This window comes from Luteimonas fraxinea (genome assembly GCF_021233355.1).
Taxonomy (GTDB): Bacteria; Pseudomonadota; Gammaproteobacteria; order Xanthomonadales; family Xanthomonadaceae; genus Luteimonas; species Luteimonas fraxinea.
The window spans coordinates 2,193,073-2,211,179 of the sequence record NZ_CP089507.1; the positions used below are offsets into that span (position 1 = coordinate 2,193,073).

Genomic DNA, 18,107 nt, shown 5'->3' on the forward strand with positions numbered 1-18,107 from the left:
GTCAGCGTGCGACTCAGTCGCGGCGCCGGCGCCACGGCAGCGGAATCTGGAACAGCATCAGCGCGATCCACGCCAGGCGACTGGAGCCGCTTTCGCGCGTGTCCGGCAGCGGCGCGTCCGCGTCGGGATCGTCTTCGGCGCCGAGCTGGAATTCGCCGGCATCGAGGCGCCGGATGAGGTCCTGCGCCTGTTCGACCTGGTCATCGCGCACGTGCAGCTTCACGCCGCCGATCGCCAGCCGCCACTCCCAGTTCGCCAGCGCCATGTTGGCGTCGCCAAGATGCACGTCGATGCCCTCGGCCTGCAGCAGGCCGCAGGCGATCTGCGCTTCGATCGGGTCCGCGTAGCGGGCGACGATGACGCTCATGGGCGGCTGTGTGGACGCGCGTACATGCGTGGGAGGGTAACCTTGCGCACTGAATCCGACGCTCACGTGGAGCCTGGCGCATGTCTGCTTTCGATCGTCCCGCACGCCTCTCGCGCCTGCGCAACGTCCTCGCGGTGTCGACCGCTGCACTGCTGCTCGCGGCCTGCGGCAGCGATGCGCCCGAGCAGACGGCCACGCGCGCTGCGACCACCGACGTGACAGCGCCCAGCGAAGTCATCGACTGGGCATTGCCGGAGTCCGGCGCCGGTTCGGCGTCGCCCGATCTCGTCGCCGGACCCGACGGCGTGCTGATGCTGAGCTGGGTGAACTCGCGCGAAGGCCGTCGCCACGTGTTCCAGTTCTCGCGCTTCGATCCCGCGCAGCAACGCTGGCGCAATGCGCCAACGACGATCGCGATCGGCAACCGCATGTTCGTCAACTGGGCCGACACGCCGCACGTGCAGGCGACCGCCGACGGCGCGCTGTGGGCGCACTGGCTGCAGAAGAACGGCGAGGCGCCGTATGCCTACGACGTCGCGCTGGTGCGTTCGCGCGACGGCGGCGCGGACTGGGGCGCCTACACCGTGCCGCATGACGACGGCACGCAGACCGAACACGGCTTCGTGTCGATGTGGCCGCAGGGCGACGGCATCGGCATCGCCTGGCTCGATGGTCGCAACACCGTCGGCGCGAGCCACGAAGGCCACGATTCGCCGGAAGGGCATGCGTCGCCCGGAGAGGGTCGGCCGATGACGCTGCGCGCCGCGAACTTCGACGCGACGCTGCGCAAGACCGGCGAGGTGGAAATCGACGCCAGCGTCTGCGACTGCTGCCAGACCGCCGCCGCGGTCACCGCGCAGGGGCCTGTCCTCGTCTATCGCGGACGTAGCGACGGCGAAGTGCGCGACATCATGGTCACGCGCCGCGAAGGCGATACCTGGACGACGCCGACGGCCGTGCACGCCGACAACTGGGTGATGCCGGCCTGTCCGGTCAACGGTCCCGATGTGGCGGCCGTGGACAGCGGCGTGGTCGTGGCGTGGTACAGCGCGCAGACCGGCACGCCGCAGGTGCAGATCGCACGCAGCGACGATGCGGGCACGACGTTCGCGGCGCCGGTCGTGCTCGACAGCGATGCGGCCGTGCAGGGCCGCGTCGCCGTCGCACTCGATGGTCAGCAGGCGTGGGCGCTGTGGCTGCGCGAAGACGCCGCCGGCGCGCAGTCGTTGTGGCTGTCGCGCCGCAGCCCGGATCTGGCGACCGAGTACGAACGCATCGAAGTCGCGCGTCCGCAGGGCCGCGGCCGCGGCACCGGGTTCCCGCAGCTGCAGGCGGTCGCTGGACACGTCTATGTCGTCTGGACTGATGTCGTCGACGGCGCGCCGACATTGCGCGGCGTGCGCGTGGTGCGCTGACGGACGATCTGCGGCGGCGCTGCGCGTGCGGGCGCCGCGCATCGCCCCGGTGTGTTCGCCAGCGCACATAGAGTGCGCATTGCCTGGGAATTGGACGTTCATGGCGTCGTGCTGACGCCATGAACGCGCCCGACTCGCGCGCCTGTCACTTCCGCAGGCGCATCGTGGCCGCAAGACCTCTTCTGGATCTTCCGTGCCCCCTCTCCCTTCAACGCCGCCGACCGCGGCGTCAATCGCGTGCGCGCCTGCGCTGCCCGCCTTCGTCCGCGACGCGATGTCGCGCCACGCCTCGCTGCCGCTGCCCGGCCACGGCGACACACTGACGCGCTGGCGCCAGCTGTCGGACATCGCCGCCGAAGACGTTTGCGGCATCAAGGTGCTGGAAGCGCATTACGACGCGCTGGCGATCTTGAGCGAACTCGGCGCGCCGGAACGCGCGCTCGATGGCGCGCTGCTGCATGCGGTCTGGGCTGCCGAGCCGCCGTATGCGCGTCTGGAATTTACGCCGGGCTTGGACGGGATCGGCAGCTTGAACGGCATCAAGGCCTGGTGTTCGGGCGCGGATCTCGTCGATGCGGCGCTGGTCACCGCGCACATCGGCGAGTCGCGCGTGCTGGTGCAGGTGATGCGCGCCGCGCCGGGAATCGAAGTGCTTTCGGGTCACTGGCAGGCGGTCGGCATGTCGCGTGTCGAAAGCGGACGCCTGCAGTTCCGTGATGTCGCCGCGGTGCAGGTCGGCGCGGCCGGCGACTATCTCGCGCGACCCGGTTTCTGGCATGGCGGTGGCGGCATCGCCGCGTGCTGGTTCGGCGCAGCGACTGCGATCGCCGAGACCCTGCGTCGCCATCCGCGTGCCGCGCACAATCCGCACGCGATGGCCCACCTCGGCGCGATCGACATGGCGCTGTCCGCGGCCGCGAGTCTGCTGCGCGAGACCGCAGCCGCGATCGATCACGATCCCGATGCGCCCCACGCGACCGCGATCACCCGCGTGCGCAGCGTGGTGGAACGGGCCGCCACCGAAGTCATCGATCGTGTCGGGCGCGCGCTTGGCCCCGGTCCGCTGTGCGAAGACGGCGCGCATGCGCTGCGGTGTGCCGATCTGACGACCTTCCTGCGCCAGAGTCATGCCGAGCGCGACTGGGCGGAACTCGGCGCCGCTGCGCAGGCGCGGGACATCACATGGCAGCTGTGAGCATGGACGCGGTGCAGGACAGGCCGCGGATCTCGGGCGAGGGCATCCCGGAATCCGCATGGCGGCGCTCGCGCTGGTTGGCGGCATTGCCGTCCATCCCCGCGCAGGACTGGCTCGACGGCATCGCACGACTGGTCGTCGTGTCGCCGCATCCCGATGATGAGGCGCTTGGCTGCGGCGGATTGATCGCCACCGCGCGCGCGATCGGTTTGCCGGTGCGCGTGGTGTCGGTCACCGATGGCGAAGCCTGCTATCCCGACGCACCCGCGTGGCCGCCGGCGCATCTGCGTGCGGTGCGTCGGCAGGAACTCGAACGCGCCCTGGCGTTTCTCGGCGTCGACGCCGACGCGATCGACACGCTCGACATCGGCGACGGACGCGTGGCCGAGCGCGAAGACGCGCTCGTCGCTGCGCTCGCGCCGCTGCTGCAGACAGGCGACCGCGTGCTGACGACCTGGCGCGGCGACGCGCATCCCGATCACGAGGCGACAGCGCGCGCGGTCGAACGTGCTGCCGCGCAATGCGGTGCGCAGGTCGCGCAGTTTCCGGTCTGGGCCTGGCACTGGCTGTCGCCGGATGCGCCGGCATCGCCGCTGCCGGGTGCGCAGCGCCTCGTGCTGACGCAGGCAGCGTGCCGTGCCAAAGCGTCCGCGCTCGCGTGTTTCGCGTCGCAACTGCAGGACGACGCGCCCGGCATGCCGGCGCCGATCCTGCCGCCACATGTGCTCGAACGGTTCGATCGTGATTTCGAAGTCGTGTTGCCATGAGCGCCGCGACGCCCAGCGAATACTTCGATGCGATCTACGCGCAGGACGATCCCTTCGGTTATCGCGAGCGCTGGTACGAGGCGCGCAAGCGCGCGCTGCTGCTCGCGAGTCTGCCGGCGCAGAGCTTCGGTCGCGTCTGGGAAATCGGCTGCTCGAACGGCGAACTGACGGCCGACCTCGCAACGCGCTGCGACAGCCTGATCGCCACCGACCTCAGCGCACGCGCCGTCGCGCTGGCGACCGAACGCACGCAGGCGCACGCCCACGTCGACGTGCGCCAGGCGCGGCATCCTGACACCTGGCCCGATGGCCTGTTCGATCTGATCGTCTTCAGCGAGGTGGGCTACTACCTCGATGCCGACACGCTGACGCGCATGGCGCATCGGCTGAAGTCCAGCCTGCGCGGCGATGGCGTGCTGGTCGCCTGCCACTGGCTGGCGCCATTCGCGCAGGCGCCGCAGTCGGGCCGCGACGTACATCGCCTGCTGCGTCGCGAACTCGGCATGCAACGCGTGTTCGGCTATGGCGACGCCGATGTGCGACTCGACGGCTGGGCGTTGAACGCCGCCTCGGTCGCACAACGGGCAGGCCTGCGATGATCGGCGTCGTCATTCCGGCGCACAACGAGGAAGCCTGCATCGCCGCGTGCCTGGCGTCGGTGCAGATCGCAGCGCACAGCGACGCGCTCGGCGGCGAAGAGGTGGTCATCGTCGTCGCGTTGGACCGCTGCAGCGACGGCACTGCCGCGATCGTCGCCGCGTGCGGCGTGCGCAGTGTCATCGTGCACGACGGCAATGTCGGCCTCGCCCGCGCGGCCGGCGCGGCGTTCGTGATCGGGCTGGGCGCGCGCTGGGTGGCGTGTACCGATGCCGATTCTCGCGTGCCGCGCGACTGGCTGGCCTGCCAGCTCGCCTGCGCCGCCGATGCGTTCTGCGGCATCGTCACCGTCGACGACTGGCTCGACTACGACGACACCGTGCGCATGCATTTCGGCACTGCCGAAGAACAGCGCGACGGCCATCCGCACGTGCACGGCGCGAACATGGGCTTCAGCGCGGCGATGTATCTCCGCTGCGGCGGATTTCCGCCGCTGTCCGCGCACGAGGATGTGGCGATGGTCGATGCGCTGCATCGCGCCGGCGCGCACATCGCACGACGCGCGACACCCGTCGTGATCACCAGCGCGCGGCGTGTCGCGCGTGCGCAGGGCGGGTTCGCCGATTACCTGCTCGCACTGGAGGCGCGCACGCGCCTGCTCGCGGCGCCGTTGCTCGAAACCACAGTGTCCGATTTCGGTCCAGGTTCCGACGCCCATGCCGCCTGAAATCATCGGCTGGGCCGCCTCCGCCGTGCTGCTGGCGACGCTGGTCCGGCAGATCGCGACGCAGGTCCGCGACGGCAGCGCGCAGGGTGTATCGCATTGGCTGTTCGTCGGCCAGATCACCGCATCCGTGGGCTTCGTGACCTACAGCGCACTGGTCGGCGACTGGGTCTTCATCGTCACCAATGCCTGCATTCTGGTGACCGCGATCGTCGGCCAGGTCCTGACATCCCGGCGCAGGCGCGCTGCGCCCGAACACTGACGCATCAGGCGCATCGCGCGGCGACCGGACTTTCGATGAACGAGCTGCGTGATCGGGCGCTGCATGCGTATTCGATCGCAGATGACCCCGTCGGATTCACGCGTGATCGATCCTGCGCATCCGAAGATCGACGCTGATGACCGAGGAGACAGGGATGAGTACCTACACGCTGCAATACGACATGGGTCTGCGCTTCTGGGTGCTCACCGACACGCAGGGCCAGACGCTGGCGACGTATCTGAGCCGGACGACCGCGCTGCGCGACGAGGTGGTGCGGGGTGTGATCGAACGCGGCTGCATCCTGCGGGTGCGCAATGCGGATGGCAGTTACGAGCCTGTCGATCCGCCGGTAGCACCGGCGCCCGAGGCGGTCGCTGCGGCGAACGTGCCTGCACTGTCGACAGGCGCTGCTGCGGCCTGATCGCGCATACACAGGACGCAAAAGAATAAGGGTGCCGCGAGGCACCCTTTTTTCCTGTCTCACATTTCCAGAGGCCGGGGCGCGCCGCTCGGCGACGCCCCGCCCGACACGCCGGCTCAGGCCAGCATGCGCACCTTCTTCTCGCGATCCCACTGACGCGTCTTCGCTTGGGTGATGAATCCCTTGGTGTCCGCCGCGTCGAGCACGCCCGCGTCCTTGGCGATACCACCGGCCTTGAGCACGGCCTGCGCACCGGCATCGGCGGCGATCGCCTTCAGATGTCCGAACGCATCGCGTGCCCAGTCGACCGCGGCCGCTTCGCGCGACAGCAGCTTGCCGGCTTCGGCCGACAGCACGATGGCGATGGCGTCGAACACCGTCGACGGCGTGCCGGCGAGCTGACCATCGGCCGGCATACGCTTGCCGTCGGAGAGCTTGGCGCCGCCCAGCTTGGGCGCGACGATCTTGACCATCGCGCCTGCACCTTCCGCGGCCTTGCGAAGCGCCTTGACCGTGGCGGCATCTGAGCCGTCATGGACCAGGATGCCGACGCAGCGGCCCTGCAGCGTGTCGCGCATGCGATCAATGATCCGCAGCGCGGGAGAGACGGCCATGTCCTGCGGCTGCACCCGCGCCTCGGGTGCCGGCGGCAGCGCATCCATGCCGAGACCGTCGGCCACGCGCTGGGCCAGCGTCGGATCGACATGCTGCAGATGGCCGACGATGGCCTCGCGCACGTGCGCGGTCTCGACCTTCGACAGTTCGAACACCAGCGCGCTCGCCATGTGCGCCTGCTCGATCGCGCTCTGGCTGCGGAAGAACAGACGCGCCTGGCTGTAGTGGTCGGCGAAGCTGTCCGGCCGCACGCGGCCCTTGACGCCGTCGTCGACGGTAGCGTGATGGCGGTAGCCGGCCTCGCGCGACGCGCGCGGGCTGTCGGGCTGCAGCGAGCTGGGCTCGTAGTTCACCCGGCCCTTGGGCACCTGCATCTGCATATGGCCGTCGCGCTGGTTGTTGGCGAACGGACACTTCGGCGCGTTGACCGGAATCTGGTGGAAATTCGGTCCGCCCAGACGCGAGAGTTGCGTGTCGAGATACGAGAACAGCCGGCCCTGCAGCAGCGGATCGTTGCTGAAGTCGATGCCGGGCACGATGTTCGCCGGGCAGTACGCCACCTGTTCGGTCTCGGCGAAGAAGTTGTCCGGCCAGCGGTCTAGCGTCATGCGGCCGATGACCTGCAGCGGCACCAGTTCCTCGGGAATCAGCTTGGTTGCGTCGAGGTGGTCGAACGGGAAGGCGTCGGCCTCTTCCTCGGTAAACAGCTGTACCGCGAGATCCCAGGCGGGGAAATCACCGGCCTGGATCGCCTCGAACAGATCGCGGCGGTGGAAATCGTTGTCGGCTGCCTGCAGTTTGAGCGCCTCGTCCCACACCGTCGACTGGATGCCGAGCGTCGGGCGCCAGTGGAACTTCACGAAGGTGCTGTTGCCGTCCGCGTCGAGCAGACGGAAGGAATGCACACCGAAGCCCTCGATCGTGCGCAACGAACGCGGAATCGTGCGGTCGCTCATCGCCCACATGATCATGTGCATCGATTCCGGGGTGAGCGAGATGAAATCCCAGAAGGTGTCGTGCGCGCTGGCCGCCTGCGGGAAACCGCGGTCGGGTTCCATCTTCACCGAGTGCACCACGTCCGGAAACTTCATCGCATCCTGGATGAAGAACACCGGTATGTTGTTGCCGACCAGATCCCAGTTGCCTTCCTGGGTATAGAACTTCACCGAGAAGCCGCGCACGTCGCGCGGCGTATCGACCGAGCCGGCGCCGCCGGCGACGGTGGAGAAGCGCGTGAACACCGGCGTCTTCGTGCCGACCTCGGTGAGGATCTGCGCGGTGGTGTACTGCGACAGCGACTTCGTGAGCTCGAACGTGCCGTGCGCCGCGGTGCCGCGGGCGTGCACGATGCGCTCGGGAATGCGCTCGTGATCGAAGTGGGTGATCTTCTCGCGGAGGATGAAATCCTCCAGCAGCGTCGGGCCACGCGGGCCGCCCGACTTGAGCGAATTCTGGTTGTCGGCGACCGGGATGCCCTGGTTCGTCGTCAGTTGCGGATGCGTGCCGCCGGCCTGCTGCTGCAGTTCGTCGCCTTCGCCGCGCAAATCGGTGGCCTCGCGCGCAGGCACTTTGCCGCTGGCGGGCGGATTGCGGGACGAGGTGGGGGCTGGCGTCTTGCTGGCCATGAGGTGGGCTCCGGGGGATGAAGGGCGAGCGTGGGCGCGCCGTCGTGAGCGCACCGTGCATTGCGCCCATTCGGAATCGACGACGGGCACGCAACGCGCGCCGCGGATAATCGTCGCCATGACTGCCAAGACTCCAGATCCCGTCGCGCACGCCATCGCCGATTGCGTGCGCGTGCGCGGCGCGCGCGAACACAATCTCAAGGACGTCGACGTCGACATCCCGCGCGATGCGCTGGTGGTGTTCACCGGCGTGTCCGGCTCGGGCAAGTCCTCGCTGGCCTTCGGCACGCTGTTCGCCGAGGCGCAGCGGCGCTATCTCGATTCGATCTCGCCGTATGCGCGTCGGCTGATCGACCAGGCCGGCGTGCCGCAGGTCGATTCGATCGAAGGCCTGCCGCCGGCTGTCGCGCTGCAGCAGGCGCGCGGCACGCCGACCGCGCGCTCGTCGGTCGGCAGCCTGACGACGATCTCGAACTCGCTGCGTATGCTGTACTCGCGCGCCGGCGACTATCCGCGCGGGCAGACCATCATTTATGCCGACGGCTTCTCGCCGAACACGCCGGCGGGCGCCTGTCCCACCTGTCATGGCCTGGGGCGTATCTACGACGCGACCGAAGCCTCGATGGTGCCCGACCGCTCGCTGACCATCCGCGAGCGCGCCGTCGCCGCGTGGCCGGGCGCGTGGCACGGACAGAACCAGCGCGACATCCTGACCACGCGCGGCATCGACGTCGACGTGCCATGGTCGAAACTCCCGAAGAAGACCCGCGACTGGATCCTGTTCACCGACGAGCAGCCGGTGGAGCCGGTGTATCCCGGTTTCGATCTCGACGAGGTCAAGGACGCGCTGAAGCGCAAGACCGAACCCGCCTACATGGGCACGTTCACCAGTGCGCGCCGGCATGTGCTGCACACCTTCGCCAACACCCAGAGCCCGCAGCAGAAGAAGCGCGCGGCGCAGTACCTGGTCAGCGCCGCATGCCCGGAATGCGACGGCAAGCGGTTGCGGCGCGAGGCGCTGTCGGTGACCTTCGCCGGGCTCGACATCGCTGCGTTCTCGCAGCGTCCGCTCGACGAACTCGCCGATTTGCTGGCGCCGGCTGCGGCTGGGAAAACGCATGCGAAAGCGCACCCCGAGCAGGCACTGGCCGCGCAGCGCATCGCGCAGGATCTGCTCGCGCGACTCAAGGTGCTGCAGGATCTTGGCCTCGGCTATCTGACCCTTGCCCGCGCGACGCCGACGCTGTCACCCGGCGAACTGCAACGCCTGCGCCTGGGCACTCAGATCCGTTCGCAGCTGTTCGGCGTGGTCTACGTCATGGACGAACCATCCGCCGGCCTGCATCCGGCCGACACCCAGGCGCTGCTGCGCGCGCTGGACCAGCTGCGCGCTGCCGGCAACTCGCTGTTCGTCGTCGAACACGAGATCGAAGTGATCCGCCACGCGGACTGGATCGTCGATGTCGGTCCGGCGGCCGGCCAGCACGGCGGGCAGGTGCTCTACAGCGGCCCGCTCGCCGGGCTGTCGAAGATCGAGGCCTCGTCGACGCGGCGCTATCTCGACGATGACGCTGCATCGATCGCACACACCACGCGCACGCCTGAGGGCTGGCTGCAGCTGCGCGGCATCCGTCGCCACAACGTGCGCGATCTCGACGTCGACATTCCACTCGGTGTGTTCACGACCGTCACCGGCGTCAGCGGCTCGGGCAAGTCCTCACTGGTCAGCCAGGCGCTGGTCGAACTGCTGGGCGCGCATCTGGGCCAGGGAAGCGGCGACGAAGACGCGCCACTGGATCCGCTTGAGCGCGGTGTCGAAGTGCCGCTGGACGGACGCATCGCAGGCGGCGCGGAGGCGATCAAACGTCTGGTGCGCGTGGACCAGAAGCCGATCGGCCGCACGCCGCGTTCGAATCTCGCGACCTACACCGGCCTCTTCGATCACGTGCGAAAACGCTTCGCCGATACGCCGGCCGCGAAACGCCGGCGCTACGATGCCGGGCGGTTCTCGTTCAACGTCGCCAAGGGCCGCTGCGCGACCTGCGATGGCGAAGGCTTCGTCAGCGTGGAACTGCTGTTCATGCCCAGCGTCTATGCGCCGTGCCCGACCTGTCATGGCAGCCGCTACGACGCGAAGACGCTCGAAGTCACCTTGCGCGGCAAGCACATCGCCGACGTGCTGGCGATGACCGTGGCCGAGGCCGCCGAGTTCTTCGCCGACGACGCCGCGATCGTGCGTCCGCTGCAGGTGCTGCTGGAAGTCGGACTCGGCTATCTGCGGCTCGGCCAGCCGGCGACCGAACTGTCGGGCGGCGAAGCGCAACGCATCAAGCTCGCCAGCGAACTGCAACGCGCGCAGCGCCGCGGCACGGTCTACGTGCTCGACGAACCGACGACGGGTCTGCATCCCAAGGATGTCGACACGCTGATGCGGCAGTTGAGTGGGCTGGTGGATGCGGGCAGCACGGTAGTCGTCGTCGAACACGACATGCGCGTGGCCGCGGCCAGCGACTGGCTGATCGACATGGGCCCGGGCGCGGGCGATGCCGGTGGGCACGTCGTGGCTGCGGGTGTGCCGGCGGAGGTGGCCAAGTCGAAGAAGAGCCGGACCGCGCCGTTTCTGGCACAGGCGCTCGGCCGCGCCTGATCGATGCATCCCTGTGGCAGCGATCCGACATCGTCCCCGGGTGGATAGAGCGCAACGCAACCCACCCGTCGGGCATCACCCGCGCGCATGGCGGACATCGCAGCCGCGACAGACGCGCAACTCTGCGCTAGCGTGAGCGCGCCACAAATGCGGCGAGAGGATGACGATGACGGGATGTGTGCGGATGCAACGATATGGGCTCGCAGTGCTCCTGATGACCGCGCTCGCGACGACACAGGCTGCAACGCCGAATGAGGTCGGCACATCGCCACCGGCATCTGCGCATGCACCGGTGCTGGCGATCCACGGCGGCGCGGGCGTCGAGCGTGGCGATCTCGATGCAGCCGGTCTGGCCGAAGCGCGCGCTGCGCTGGAAACCGCACTGCGGGCGGGTCACGCGAAACTGCAGGCGCGCGCGCCGGCGATGGACGCGGTCAAGGCGGCGATCACCGTGCTCGAAGACGCGCCGATGTTCAACGCGGGCAAGGGCGCGGTGTTCACCCACGACGGCCGCAACGAACTCGACGCCGCGGTGATGGACGGCGCCAGCGGTCAGGCCGGCGCGATCGCCGGCGTGTCGCGCGTGCGCAATCCGATCCTGCTCGCCGATGCGGTGATGACGTCGTCGCCGCACGTGATGATGGTGGGCGAGGGCGCCGAGGCGTTCGCGAAGACACAGGACATCGCGCTGGTCGACCCGGCGTACTTCCGCACCGAGCGTCGCTGGCAGCAGCTGCAGCGCGCGCTCGACGAGGAGCGCAGCGCGACCGAGCGGCGCCGGCAGCGGCTCCAACGCGTGCTCGACGCGGAACGCAGTGCGGACCCGCAGGCATCCGTGCTGACCGGCGATGCGCGTCCGTACTTCGGCACCGTCGGCGCGGTTGCGCTCGATGCCGACGGCCGGCTGGCCGCGGGCACCTCGACCGGCGGCATGACCAACAAGCGCTACGGCCGTGTCGGCGATGCGCCGATCATCGGCGCCGGCACCTGGGCCGACGCGCGCTGCGCGGTGTCGGGCACCGGCTGGGGCGAGTACTACATCCGCACCGCCGCCGCGCACGAGATCTGCGCGCGCGTGCGCCTGCGCGGTGACGACATCCGCGTGGCGTCCGACGCGGTCATCGACCAGCTGATTCCGGGCGCCGGCGGCGACGGCGGCGCAATCGCCCTCGACGCCGACGGCCGTGTCGCATTCCCGTTCAATACGCCGGGCATGTATCGCGGCTGGATCGGTGCTGACGGCGTGCCGCATGTGGCGGTGTTCCGCGAGGACACGATCGCGTTGCCGGATGGGCGTTGATTCTTCGAGTTGCAAGGATCCGTTGGGGTCGTCTTGACGGAAACCCCAGAAAGTCCCCGTCATTCCGGCAAAAGCCGGAATCCAGCGTCTTCAGCTGTTCGTCGAAGCCCCAAGTCACTGGATTCCGGCCTTCGCCAGAATGACGGGGTAGAGAAGTTGGCGCAGCCTGCGGCGTCTGGGGTGCTCGAAGAATCGATGTCGCACGACTTTCGACCATCGCCCCGGCTTCAGCGGGGACGACGCGCCAAGCGGAATCGTTCGCGAGACTCTTACCGCTCGTGCCGCCAGTTCACCGAACCGCGGTTCTCCAGCGTGCTCGACTCGATCTCCACGTCGAAGCCCGCGCGCAGCAGGTACTTCAACGTCAGCACCTGGCCGGTGCCGAGCAGCGACACGCCGAAGCCGACGTAGAGTTTCGGTGAAAGCTGCTTGCCGAAGCCGAGCACGCTGCCGCCGAGTGCGCGCGACTGGCTGATGCCGGCGTTGTCGAGGCCGATCTTGCTGCCGAGCTGGCCGGCGACGAGGTTGCCGCCTGCATTGAGCGCGGCTGCGGCGGCGTCGATCTGCTGGCCTTCGTCGCTGGTCAGGCTGGACGCCGAGCGGCCCAGCGCGAGATACGACAGCGCCTGCGAATCGTCGGTCGACGGATTCGTCCATACGTTGACCTGCGGCGCCGACGCACGGCCGCTGACGTCGATGCCGGCGGTGATGTCCTCCGCATCGATCCGGCGCTCGGCGCGCACGTCGAGCATCGGATCCGACACCGGGCCGTTGTTGAAGACCAGATTGCCGCGCGTGACACGCAGCTCCTGGCCGTAGGCCTTGTAGCGGCCGTCGACCGCGAGGCGGCCGTTGCCGGTCATCTCGCGACCCGGCACCGCGCGCACGCGCAGCTCGCCCTTCATGCGGCCGTCGAAGCCGAAGCCGCGCAGGCCGACGTTGTCGCCGACGGTGAGCGTCAGATCGAGTTCCAGCGCCGACGCGGTGCTGTTCTCTTCCGGGTCGACCGGATCGAGCACGACCACGTCGGGCGACACCGACACGCCTTCGCTCAGGCGTTCCAGATCGAGCAGCGCGACATCGACGAACACCTTGCCGGTGACGTTGAGCGGCTGCAGCGCGGTGTAGCGCACGGTGATGTCCGGGGACGCGATGATGTGCATGTCGCTGGTGTCGGCCACCAGCACGTCGGTGCCGCTGACGGTCAGCACGACCGGCGTGCCTTCACCCTGCCAGCCGATGCCGCCGCCGATGTTCAGTGTGCCGGTGCCCGAACGCACGCTGCCGGCGATGCGCGCGGTGCCGTCGGGCAGTGCGTCGAGATTGATGTTGCCGTCCTCGAGCGCGATCGCCAGCGACGGGATCTCGGTCGAGAAATCCGCCAGGCGCGCCTGGCCGCCGATCGTCGGCTGCGAACGCGTGCCGCCGATGGTCACGTCGGCGGTGAGACGGCCGGTGGGTTCGACGATATCGGGCGAGAACAGTTCGACGAAGGTCAGGTCCTCGACGTTGGCGACCAGCGAGCCCGACAGCGGCGCATACGCATCCCAGCCGTTGGTCACCTGCGCCTGCACGCGGCCGACTTCGTTGAGCGTCGTCGACAACGTGGCGCTGAGCCGGTTGGCGTCGAACTCTGCGTCGAGGACGAAATTGTCGTAGGTCACCACATCGTTGCGCGCGCGCTCGGATGTGCGCACGCCGCCACTAGCCGAGCGGATACTCGCACTGCCGACGAAGCCGTTGCCGACCGGACGCGCGCTGCCTTCAAGTGCGATCTCGCCGCGCAGCACGAACGGACGGCCGCCGTCCTGCTCGGACAGATACGGCGTCGCCAGGGCCAGCGGCAGGCCCGTGCCGGTGATCGACACGCCCTGTCGCGGCCAGTCCGCGCTCGCGCACAGCGAGCCGCCGCCGCTTGATGCGAAGCAGCTCTCGGTCAAGGTGTAGCGCGTGCCGATCTGCTGGAACTGCGCCGGCGACTGCAGCGCCCAGCTTGCGCCGGTCGCCGGTGCGAGGCGCAGATTGGCGAGCGTGCCCTGCCAGTTGCCGTTGCGGCTTTCGGCGTTGCCCGACAGATCCACCGTGCCGATTTCGCCGCGCGCACTGGCCTCGAGCTGGAGCTTCTCGATCGCACCGCGCGCCGCGAGCCGCACTTCGTCGAGGGCGATGCCGGCATTCACGCCGGTCGCGACGACATCCAGCGAACCGGTATCGCCGCGCCACGGCAGGTTGCCCTGGATGCGCGAGCTGGCGGCCGCGTATTCGCCGTAACGCAGCGCGCTGCCGGTGAGGTCGGCGGCGATGTCGGGCGCGGTGCGCGCGCCGGTCACGCGCACGATGCCGCGCAGCACGCCGCCGGTGTCGGGCAGGAAATCGGCGAGCTGCAGCGGTGCCAGCGTCGCGTCGATGTCGAGACGATCGGTCACGGTCGCAGTCGCATCGACGCGGCTGTCGCCGAGCGACAGCGCGACTTCGCCTTCGAAATCGGTGCGGCCAGCGTCGCCGGCATCGGTCGCCGGGCCATGCATCGCGAACGTCGCGCGGCCGTCGAGCCGGCGACCACGCAGCGTGCCGCCCAGATCGCTGGCGTCCACTGCGACTTCCAGGCCGCCGTCGTCGCGGGTGTTGCCGGTCGTCGCGAATGTGCCGTTGACCGCGCCCTTCCAGTCGCGCGCGAAGTAGCCGGGATCGAAGCCGGCCAGCGTCGCGTCGAGATCCCATTGGAGCGCCGGCGCCCAGGCGACGTCGCCGCTGGCATCGAGCGTGCCGGTCGGCATGGTCACGCGCGCGGTCTGCAGGCGCATGCGCTCGGCGTCACCGCGGCCGTCGAAGTCCACGTTCGCGCGCAGGCCGTCACGTTCGACGGTGGCCTTGCCGATCGCCGCCCAGGCCGCGGTGCTGCCGGCAATGCCGAGATCGGCGTCGGCGGTGATCGGCGGCGCGGGTTCGGCCGCGTCGGGGTCGGCACCGAACTGCAGGCCGCGCGCATTGGTCGCGAAGCGGAAGCGCACATCGCCCGGCTCGGTCACGTCGGCGAAACCGCGCAGCGTGACCCGACCGTCGAAGATGTCGACGACCAGCGGGTCGAGATCCAGGCGCTGGTCTTCCAGCTTCACCTTGGACGGCTGCAGCACGACGCGGATCGGATTCGCGTCGGCTTCGCCGTACGTGGCATTGCCCTGCAGTTCGGCGGCGCCGCCTTGGCCATCGGCGCGAATGTCGAACGCCAGCGGTGTGCCGGGTTCGCCGCTGCCCATCAGCAATGCGGGATCGAGGCGCGTGCTGTCGGCGCGCAGCGCCCAGCCGGGATTCTCGCGGCCACGCATGGTCACCACAGCTTTCAGCGGTTCCGGCACATGGCCGACCACGGCGATATCCAGGCGCGACAGATCGCCGCGTGCGACCAGCCCGATGCGCGGACGCGTGCGCGCCGGCGGCGCGGGCATCAGCGCGCTGGCGGTGATGTCCATGCGGTAGTCGTCATCGGGCGCGTAGACACCGTTGGCGGTGAACAGACCGCGGTCGCTGTCGACGACGACGTTGGCGAGATTGAGCTCGCCCTGCTGCGCGTCGAGGCCACCGCGCACGCTGCGGATGTCGATCAGCGACTCGCCCGCCTGCTCGACGCGGAATCCGTCGATGCGGATCGTGTCGGCCTGCAGCGACAGCGGCAGATCGATGCGCGGCAGCGAATCGGGCCAGCGCGGCAGTTCGAATGGCGTATCGACCGGCGGCGGCATCGACAGCACGGCGTTGTCGATATCGAGCACGTCGAGGCGCAGGCGACGGCCGACCAGCGGCATCACCGCCGGATCCACCGTCACGCGCTCGGCCTCGAACACCAGCACGCGCGGTTCGTCGCATTCGCCGTAGGGGACCGGCTGTTCTTCGACATCCGGGCAGCTGCGCTGCACGTAGCGCACGTCGTACATCGTCAGCGGGCCGGAGGCCGGGCCTTCGGCCGCGCGCCAGGTCAGTTCGGTGCCGGCGGGCAGGCGCGAGGCGACCTGGTTGAGCAGGAAATCGCGGCCGCCGAACGTGGTCAGCAGCCACCACACGACGATGATCAGGAGCACGATCAGCGCGGCGATACCGATTGCGCTGCGGATCGCGAGTTTGCGCGCCCGTGCACGGCGGCGCGCGCGCAGTTCGGCGATACGCGCCTCGCGCTCTTCGGGGGTCAGATCGTTGGGCAGGCGGTGACGACCAAAAGCCATGTCAGAACTCCGCGCCGATCGACAGGCCGATCGTGAACGACGAATCGGGGTTGTCGAGACCGCGCGCGATATCGAGTTTCAGCGGTCCCACCGGCGATTTGTAGCGTGCGCCGATGCCGACGCCGGTGCGCCATTCCGGCGAGGTGCCGTCGAAGGCGTCGCCGCTGTCGACGAACACCGCCGCGCCGATCGTGTCGGTGAAGTAGCGCTCGAACTCGACGCTCGCGGTGACCACGTTCTTGGCGCCGATCGCGAATGCGCGGCGGCCATCGCGGGCGGGAATCCGCGGGCCCACTTCGCGCCAGTCGTAACCGCGGATGCTGCGGTCGCCGCCGGCGTAGAAACGCAGGCTGGGCGGAATGCCGACCAGCACATCGGTGAAGGTGTGGCCGAGTTCGCCGCGCACCATCAGGCGATTGCGCTCGCCGATGCCCTTGAACCAGCTGGCCCGCAGATGGATCTGTCCGAACGACGCATCCGACCCCACGCCTTCGAGACCGCCGCGCAGCATCACCGAACCACCGATGCCGCTGGTCGGGAACAGGCGATCGTCGACGTCGATGTATTCGGCGCGCAGCGAGGGATAGGCGAACGTGGCATAGCGGTACAGCGCGCCGGCGAACTCGTCGTCATCGACGACCGGATTGTCCGGATCCTCTTCAGGCGCGTAGGCCCAGCGCTCGCGCAGCACGTGTATCGACGCGATGAGGTTGAGGAATTCGTTGTACTGGCCGTTGCGGCTGCCCACCAGCTCGACCCGTCGCGAATCGATGTAGTCGGTCTGTTCGTCGGCCATCTGCAGGCTGGCGGTGTACCAGCCGTCGAGCCACGCGAAGGCGGGCACGCGGTACTGCAACGTGAGCGTCTTGCGGCGTTGCGCGTAGTCGAGCTGCGCGAGCGCCTTGTGGCCGCGCATGTTGACGTAGCGGCGCTCCACGCCGAGACGGATACCGGCGCCGCTGTCGGTGCCGTAGCTCACGCCCGAGGTGTAGATGCTGCGTTTGGCCGGCGTAAGCGTGACCTTGACCGGCACTTCGCGGCGTTCGTTGGCTTGGTCGACCTGCGGCTCGATGTCGATGTTGGAGAAGTAGTCCAGCCGGCCGAGCGACGAACGCAGGCGGTCGATACGGCCCTGGTGGTAGTAGCTGCCTTCTTCCCAGTAGACGAGGTTCTCGAGCAGATCGTCGTTGATGATCTGTTCGGGCGTCTGCTCGAACGTGGTCGCGCCCATGTTGTAGCGGTCGCCGCTGTTCCAGACTACGTCGATGTCGGCGGCGAAATCCGCGCGCGTCACTTCGACGCGGCGCGAGGCGAACTCGGCATCGAAGTACCCACGCTCGGTGAGGCGGCGGCTCAGCTGGTTGCGGCTCGCGTCGTATTCGGGATGGCTGAACACCGCGCCTTCGCTCGGCACGAAGCGGGCGATGTCGCGTGCCAGATACCGGTCCTGACCACCCTCGCCGATGATCGCGATGTCGCTGTTGCGCACGCGCACAGGCTGGCCCGGATCGACGACCACGCGCACCGAGAGCACGTCGCCTTCGCGGTCGCGCTGCACGTCGATGGTGGGCGAGTAATACCCGAACGGTTCGAGCGCCTTGCGGGTCTCGCGCTCGGCCTCGCGCAGCAGATAACCCATGCGCCGGCCGGAGATGTCGCGGCCCACCGCGTCCTGCAGACCGAGCGAGACGCGGACGTTTTCGGTCATCTCCTCGTCGAGGCCGATGATATCGACACGTTCGACACGCGCAGCGTGCGCCGCGGCCGACGAACACAAGAGGAGGGCGGCGGCGAGACACACATGAACACGAGGCATCGCGCGAGGATACCGGAGGCGCGTCAAGAGACGATTAACGGGGTACGCGCGAAACGCCGTGTCTGCGAATCTCCACGACCGTCATTCCCGCGCAGGCGGGGCTCTCAACAGCCGAATGGCTGATCATCCCAAGACGTTG

13 protein-coding genes are annotated in these 18,107 nt (G+C 68.9%); 9 read left to right on the forward strand and 4 right to left on the reverse strand.

Going from position 1 to position 18,107, the window contains the following annotated elements:
- Positions 1-13: 13 nt before the first annotated feature.
- A complete protein-coding gene (locus LU699_RS09770; RefSeq protein ID WP_232136810.1) occupies positions 14-367 on the reverse strand; it encodes a putative signal transducing protein in 354 nt (117 codons plus the stop codon).
- 80 nt (positions 368-447) lie between these two features.
- Here LU699_RS09770 and LU699_RS09775 point away from each other — a divergent pair, with 80 nt between their 5' ends.
- The 7 genes from LU699_RS09775 (at position 448) to LU699_RS09805 (ending at position 5,748) form a co-directional block, all read left to right on the forward strand.
- Positions 448-1,782, forward strand: coding sequence for an exo-alpha-sialidase (locus LU699_RS09775; RefSeq protein WP_232136811.1), 1,335 nt, complete (start codon positions 448-450; stop codon positions 1,780-1,782).
- A gap of 274 nt (positions 1,783-2,056) precedes the next feature.
- Positions 2,057-2,977: an acyl-CoA dehydrogenase family protein gene (locus LU699_RS09780; RefSeq protein ID WP_232136812.1), complete on the forward strand. Its 921-nt coding sequence runs from the start codon at positions 2,057-2,059 to the stop codon at positions 2,975-2,977.
- Complete coding sequence (locus tag LU699_RS09785; protein WP_425491158.1) at positions 2,965-3,744, forward strand: PIG-L deacetylase family protein; 780 nt, start codon at positions 2,965-2,967, stop codon at positions 3,742-3,744. The genes LU699_RS09780 and LU699_RS09785 overlap by 13 nt, the downstream gene beginning before the upstream one ends.
- A complete protein-coding gene (locus LU699_RS09790) occupies positions 3,741-4,343 on the forward strand; it encodes a class I SAM-dependent DNA methyltransferase (RefSeq protein ID WP_232136813.1) in 603 nt (200 codons plus the stop codon). Before LU699_RS09785 ends, LU699_RS09790 begins: the two co-directional genes overlap by 4 nt.
- Positions 4,340-5,068 carry a glycosyltransferase family 2 protein gene (locus LU699_RS09795; protein WP_232136814.1) on the forward strand — a complete coding sequence of 243 codons (729 nt, stop codon included), beginning with the start codon at positions 4,340-4,342 and terminating at the stop codon, positions 5,066-5,068. The genes LU699_RS09790 and LU699_RS09795 overlap by 4 nt, the downstream gene beginning before the upstream one ends.
- On the forward strand, positions 5,058-5,327 hold the full coding sequence (locus tag LU699_RS09800) for a hypothetical protein (RefSeq protein WP_232136816.1): 270 nt from the start codon (positions 5,058-5,060) through the stop codon (positions 5,325-5,327). Before LU699_RS09795 ends, LU699_RS09800 begins: the two co-directional genes overlap by 11 nt.
- Positions 5,328-5,481: 154 nt before the next feature.
- Positions 5,482-5,748 carry a hypothetical protein gene (locus LU699_RS09805; RefSeq protein ID WP_232136818.1) on the forward strand — a complete coding sequence of 89 codons (267 nt, stop codon included), beginning with the start codon at positions 5,482-5,484 and terminating at the stop codon, positions 5,746-5,748.
- A 116-nt stretch (positions 5,749-5,864) separates the two neighbouring features.
- Here LU699_RS09805 and LU699_RS09810 read toward each other — a convergent pair whose 3' ends face one another.
- Positions 5,865-7,988 (reverse strand): catalase, encoded by a 2,124-nt coding sequence (locus LU699_RS09810; RefSeq protein ID WP_232136820.1) that lies wholly within the window; start codon positions 7,986-7,988, stop codon positions 5,865-5,867.
- A gap of 118 nt (positions 7,989-8,106) precedes the next feature.
- Here LU699_RS09810 and LU699_RS09815 point away from each other — a divergent pair, with 118 nt between their 5' ends.
- Complete coding sequence (locus tag LU699_RS09815) at positions 8,107-10,635, forward strand: excinuclease ABC subunit UvrA (RefSeq protein ID WP_232136821.1); 2,529 nt, start codon at positions 8,107-8,109, stop codon at positions 10,633-10,635.
- A 214-nt stretch (positions 10,636-10,849) separates the two neighbouring features.
- Complete coding sequence (locus LU699_RS09820) at positions 10,850-11,935, forward strand: isoaspartyl peptidase/L-asparaginase family protein (protein ID WP_232136857.1); 1,086 nt, start codon at positions 10,850-10,852, stop codon at positions 11,933-11,935.
- Between the two features lie 269 nt (positions 11,936-12,204).
- Here LU699_RS09820 and LU699_RS09825 read toward each other — a convergent pair whose 3' ends face one another.
- Together LU699_RS09825 and LU699_RS09830 are read right to left on the reverse strand one after the other, a co-directional pair.
- A complete protein-coding gene (locus tag LU699_RS09825) occupies positions 12,205-16,152 on the reverse strand; it encodes a translocation/assembly module TamB domain-containing protein (protein ID WP_232136822.1) in 3,948 nt (1,315 codons plus the stop codon).
- Between the two features lies 1 nt (position 16,153).
- Complete coding sequence (locus LU699_RS09830) at positions 16,154-17,968, reverse strand: autotransporter assembly complex protein TamA (RefSeq protein WP_232580147.1); 1,815 nt, start codon at positions 17,966-17,968, stop codon at positions 16,154-16,156.
- Between the last annotated feature and the right edge of the window lie 139 nt (positions 17,969-18,107).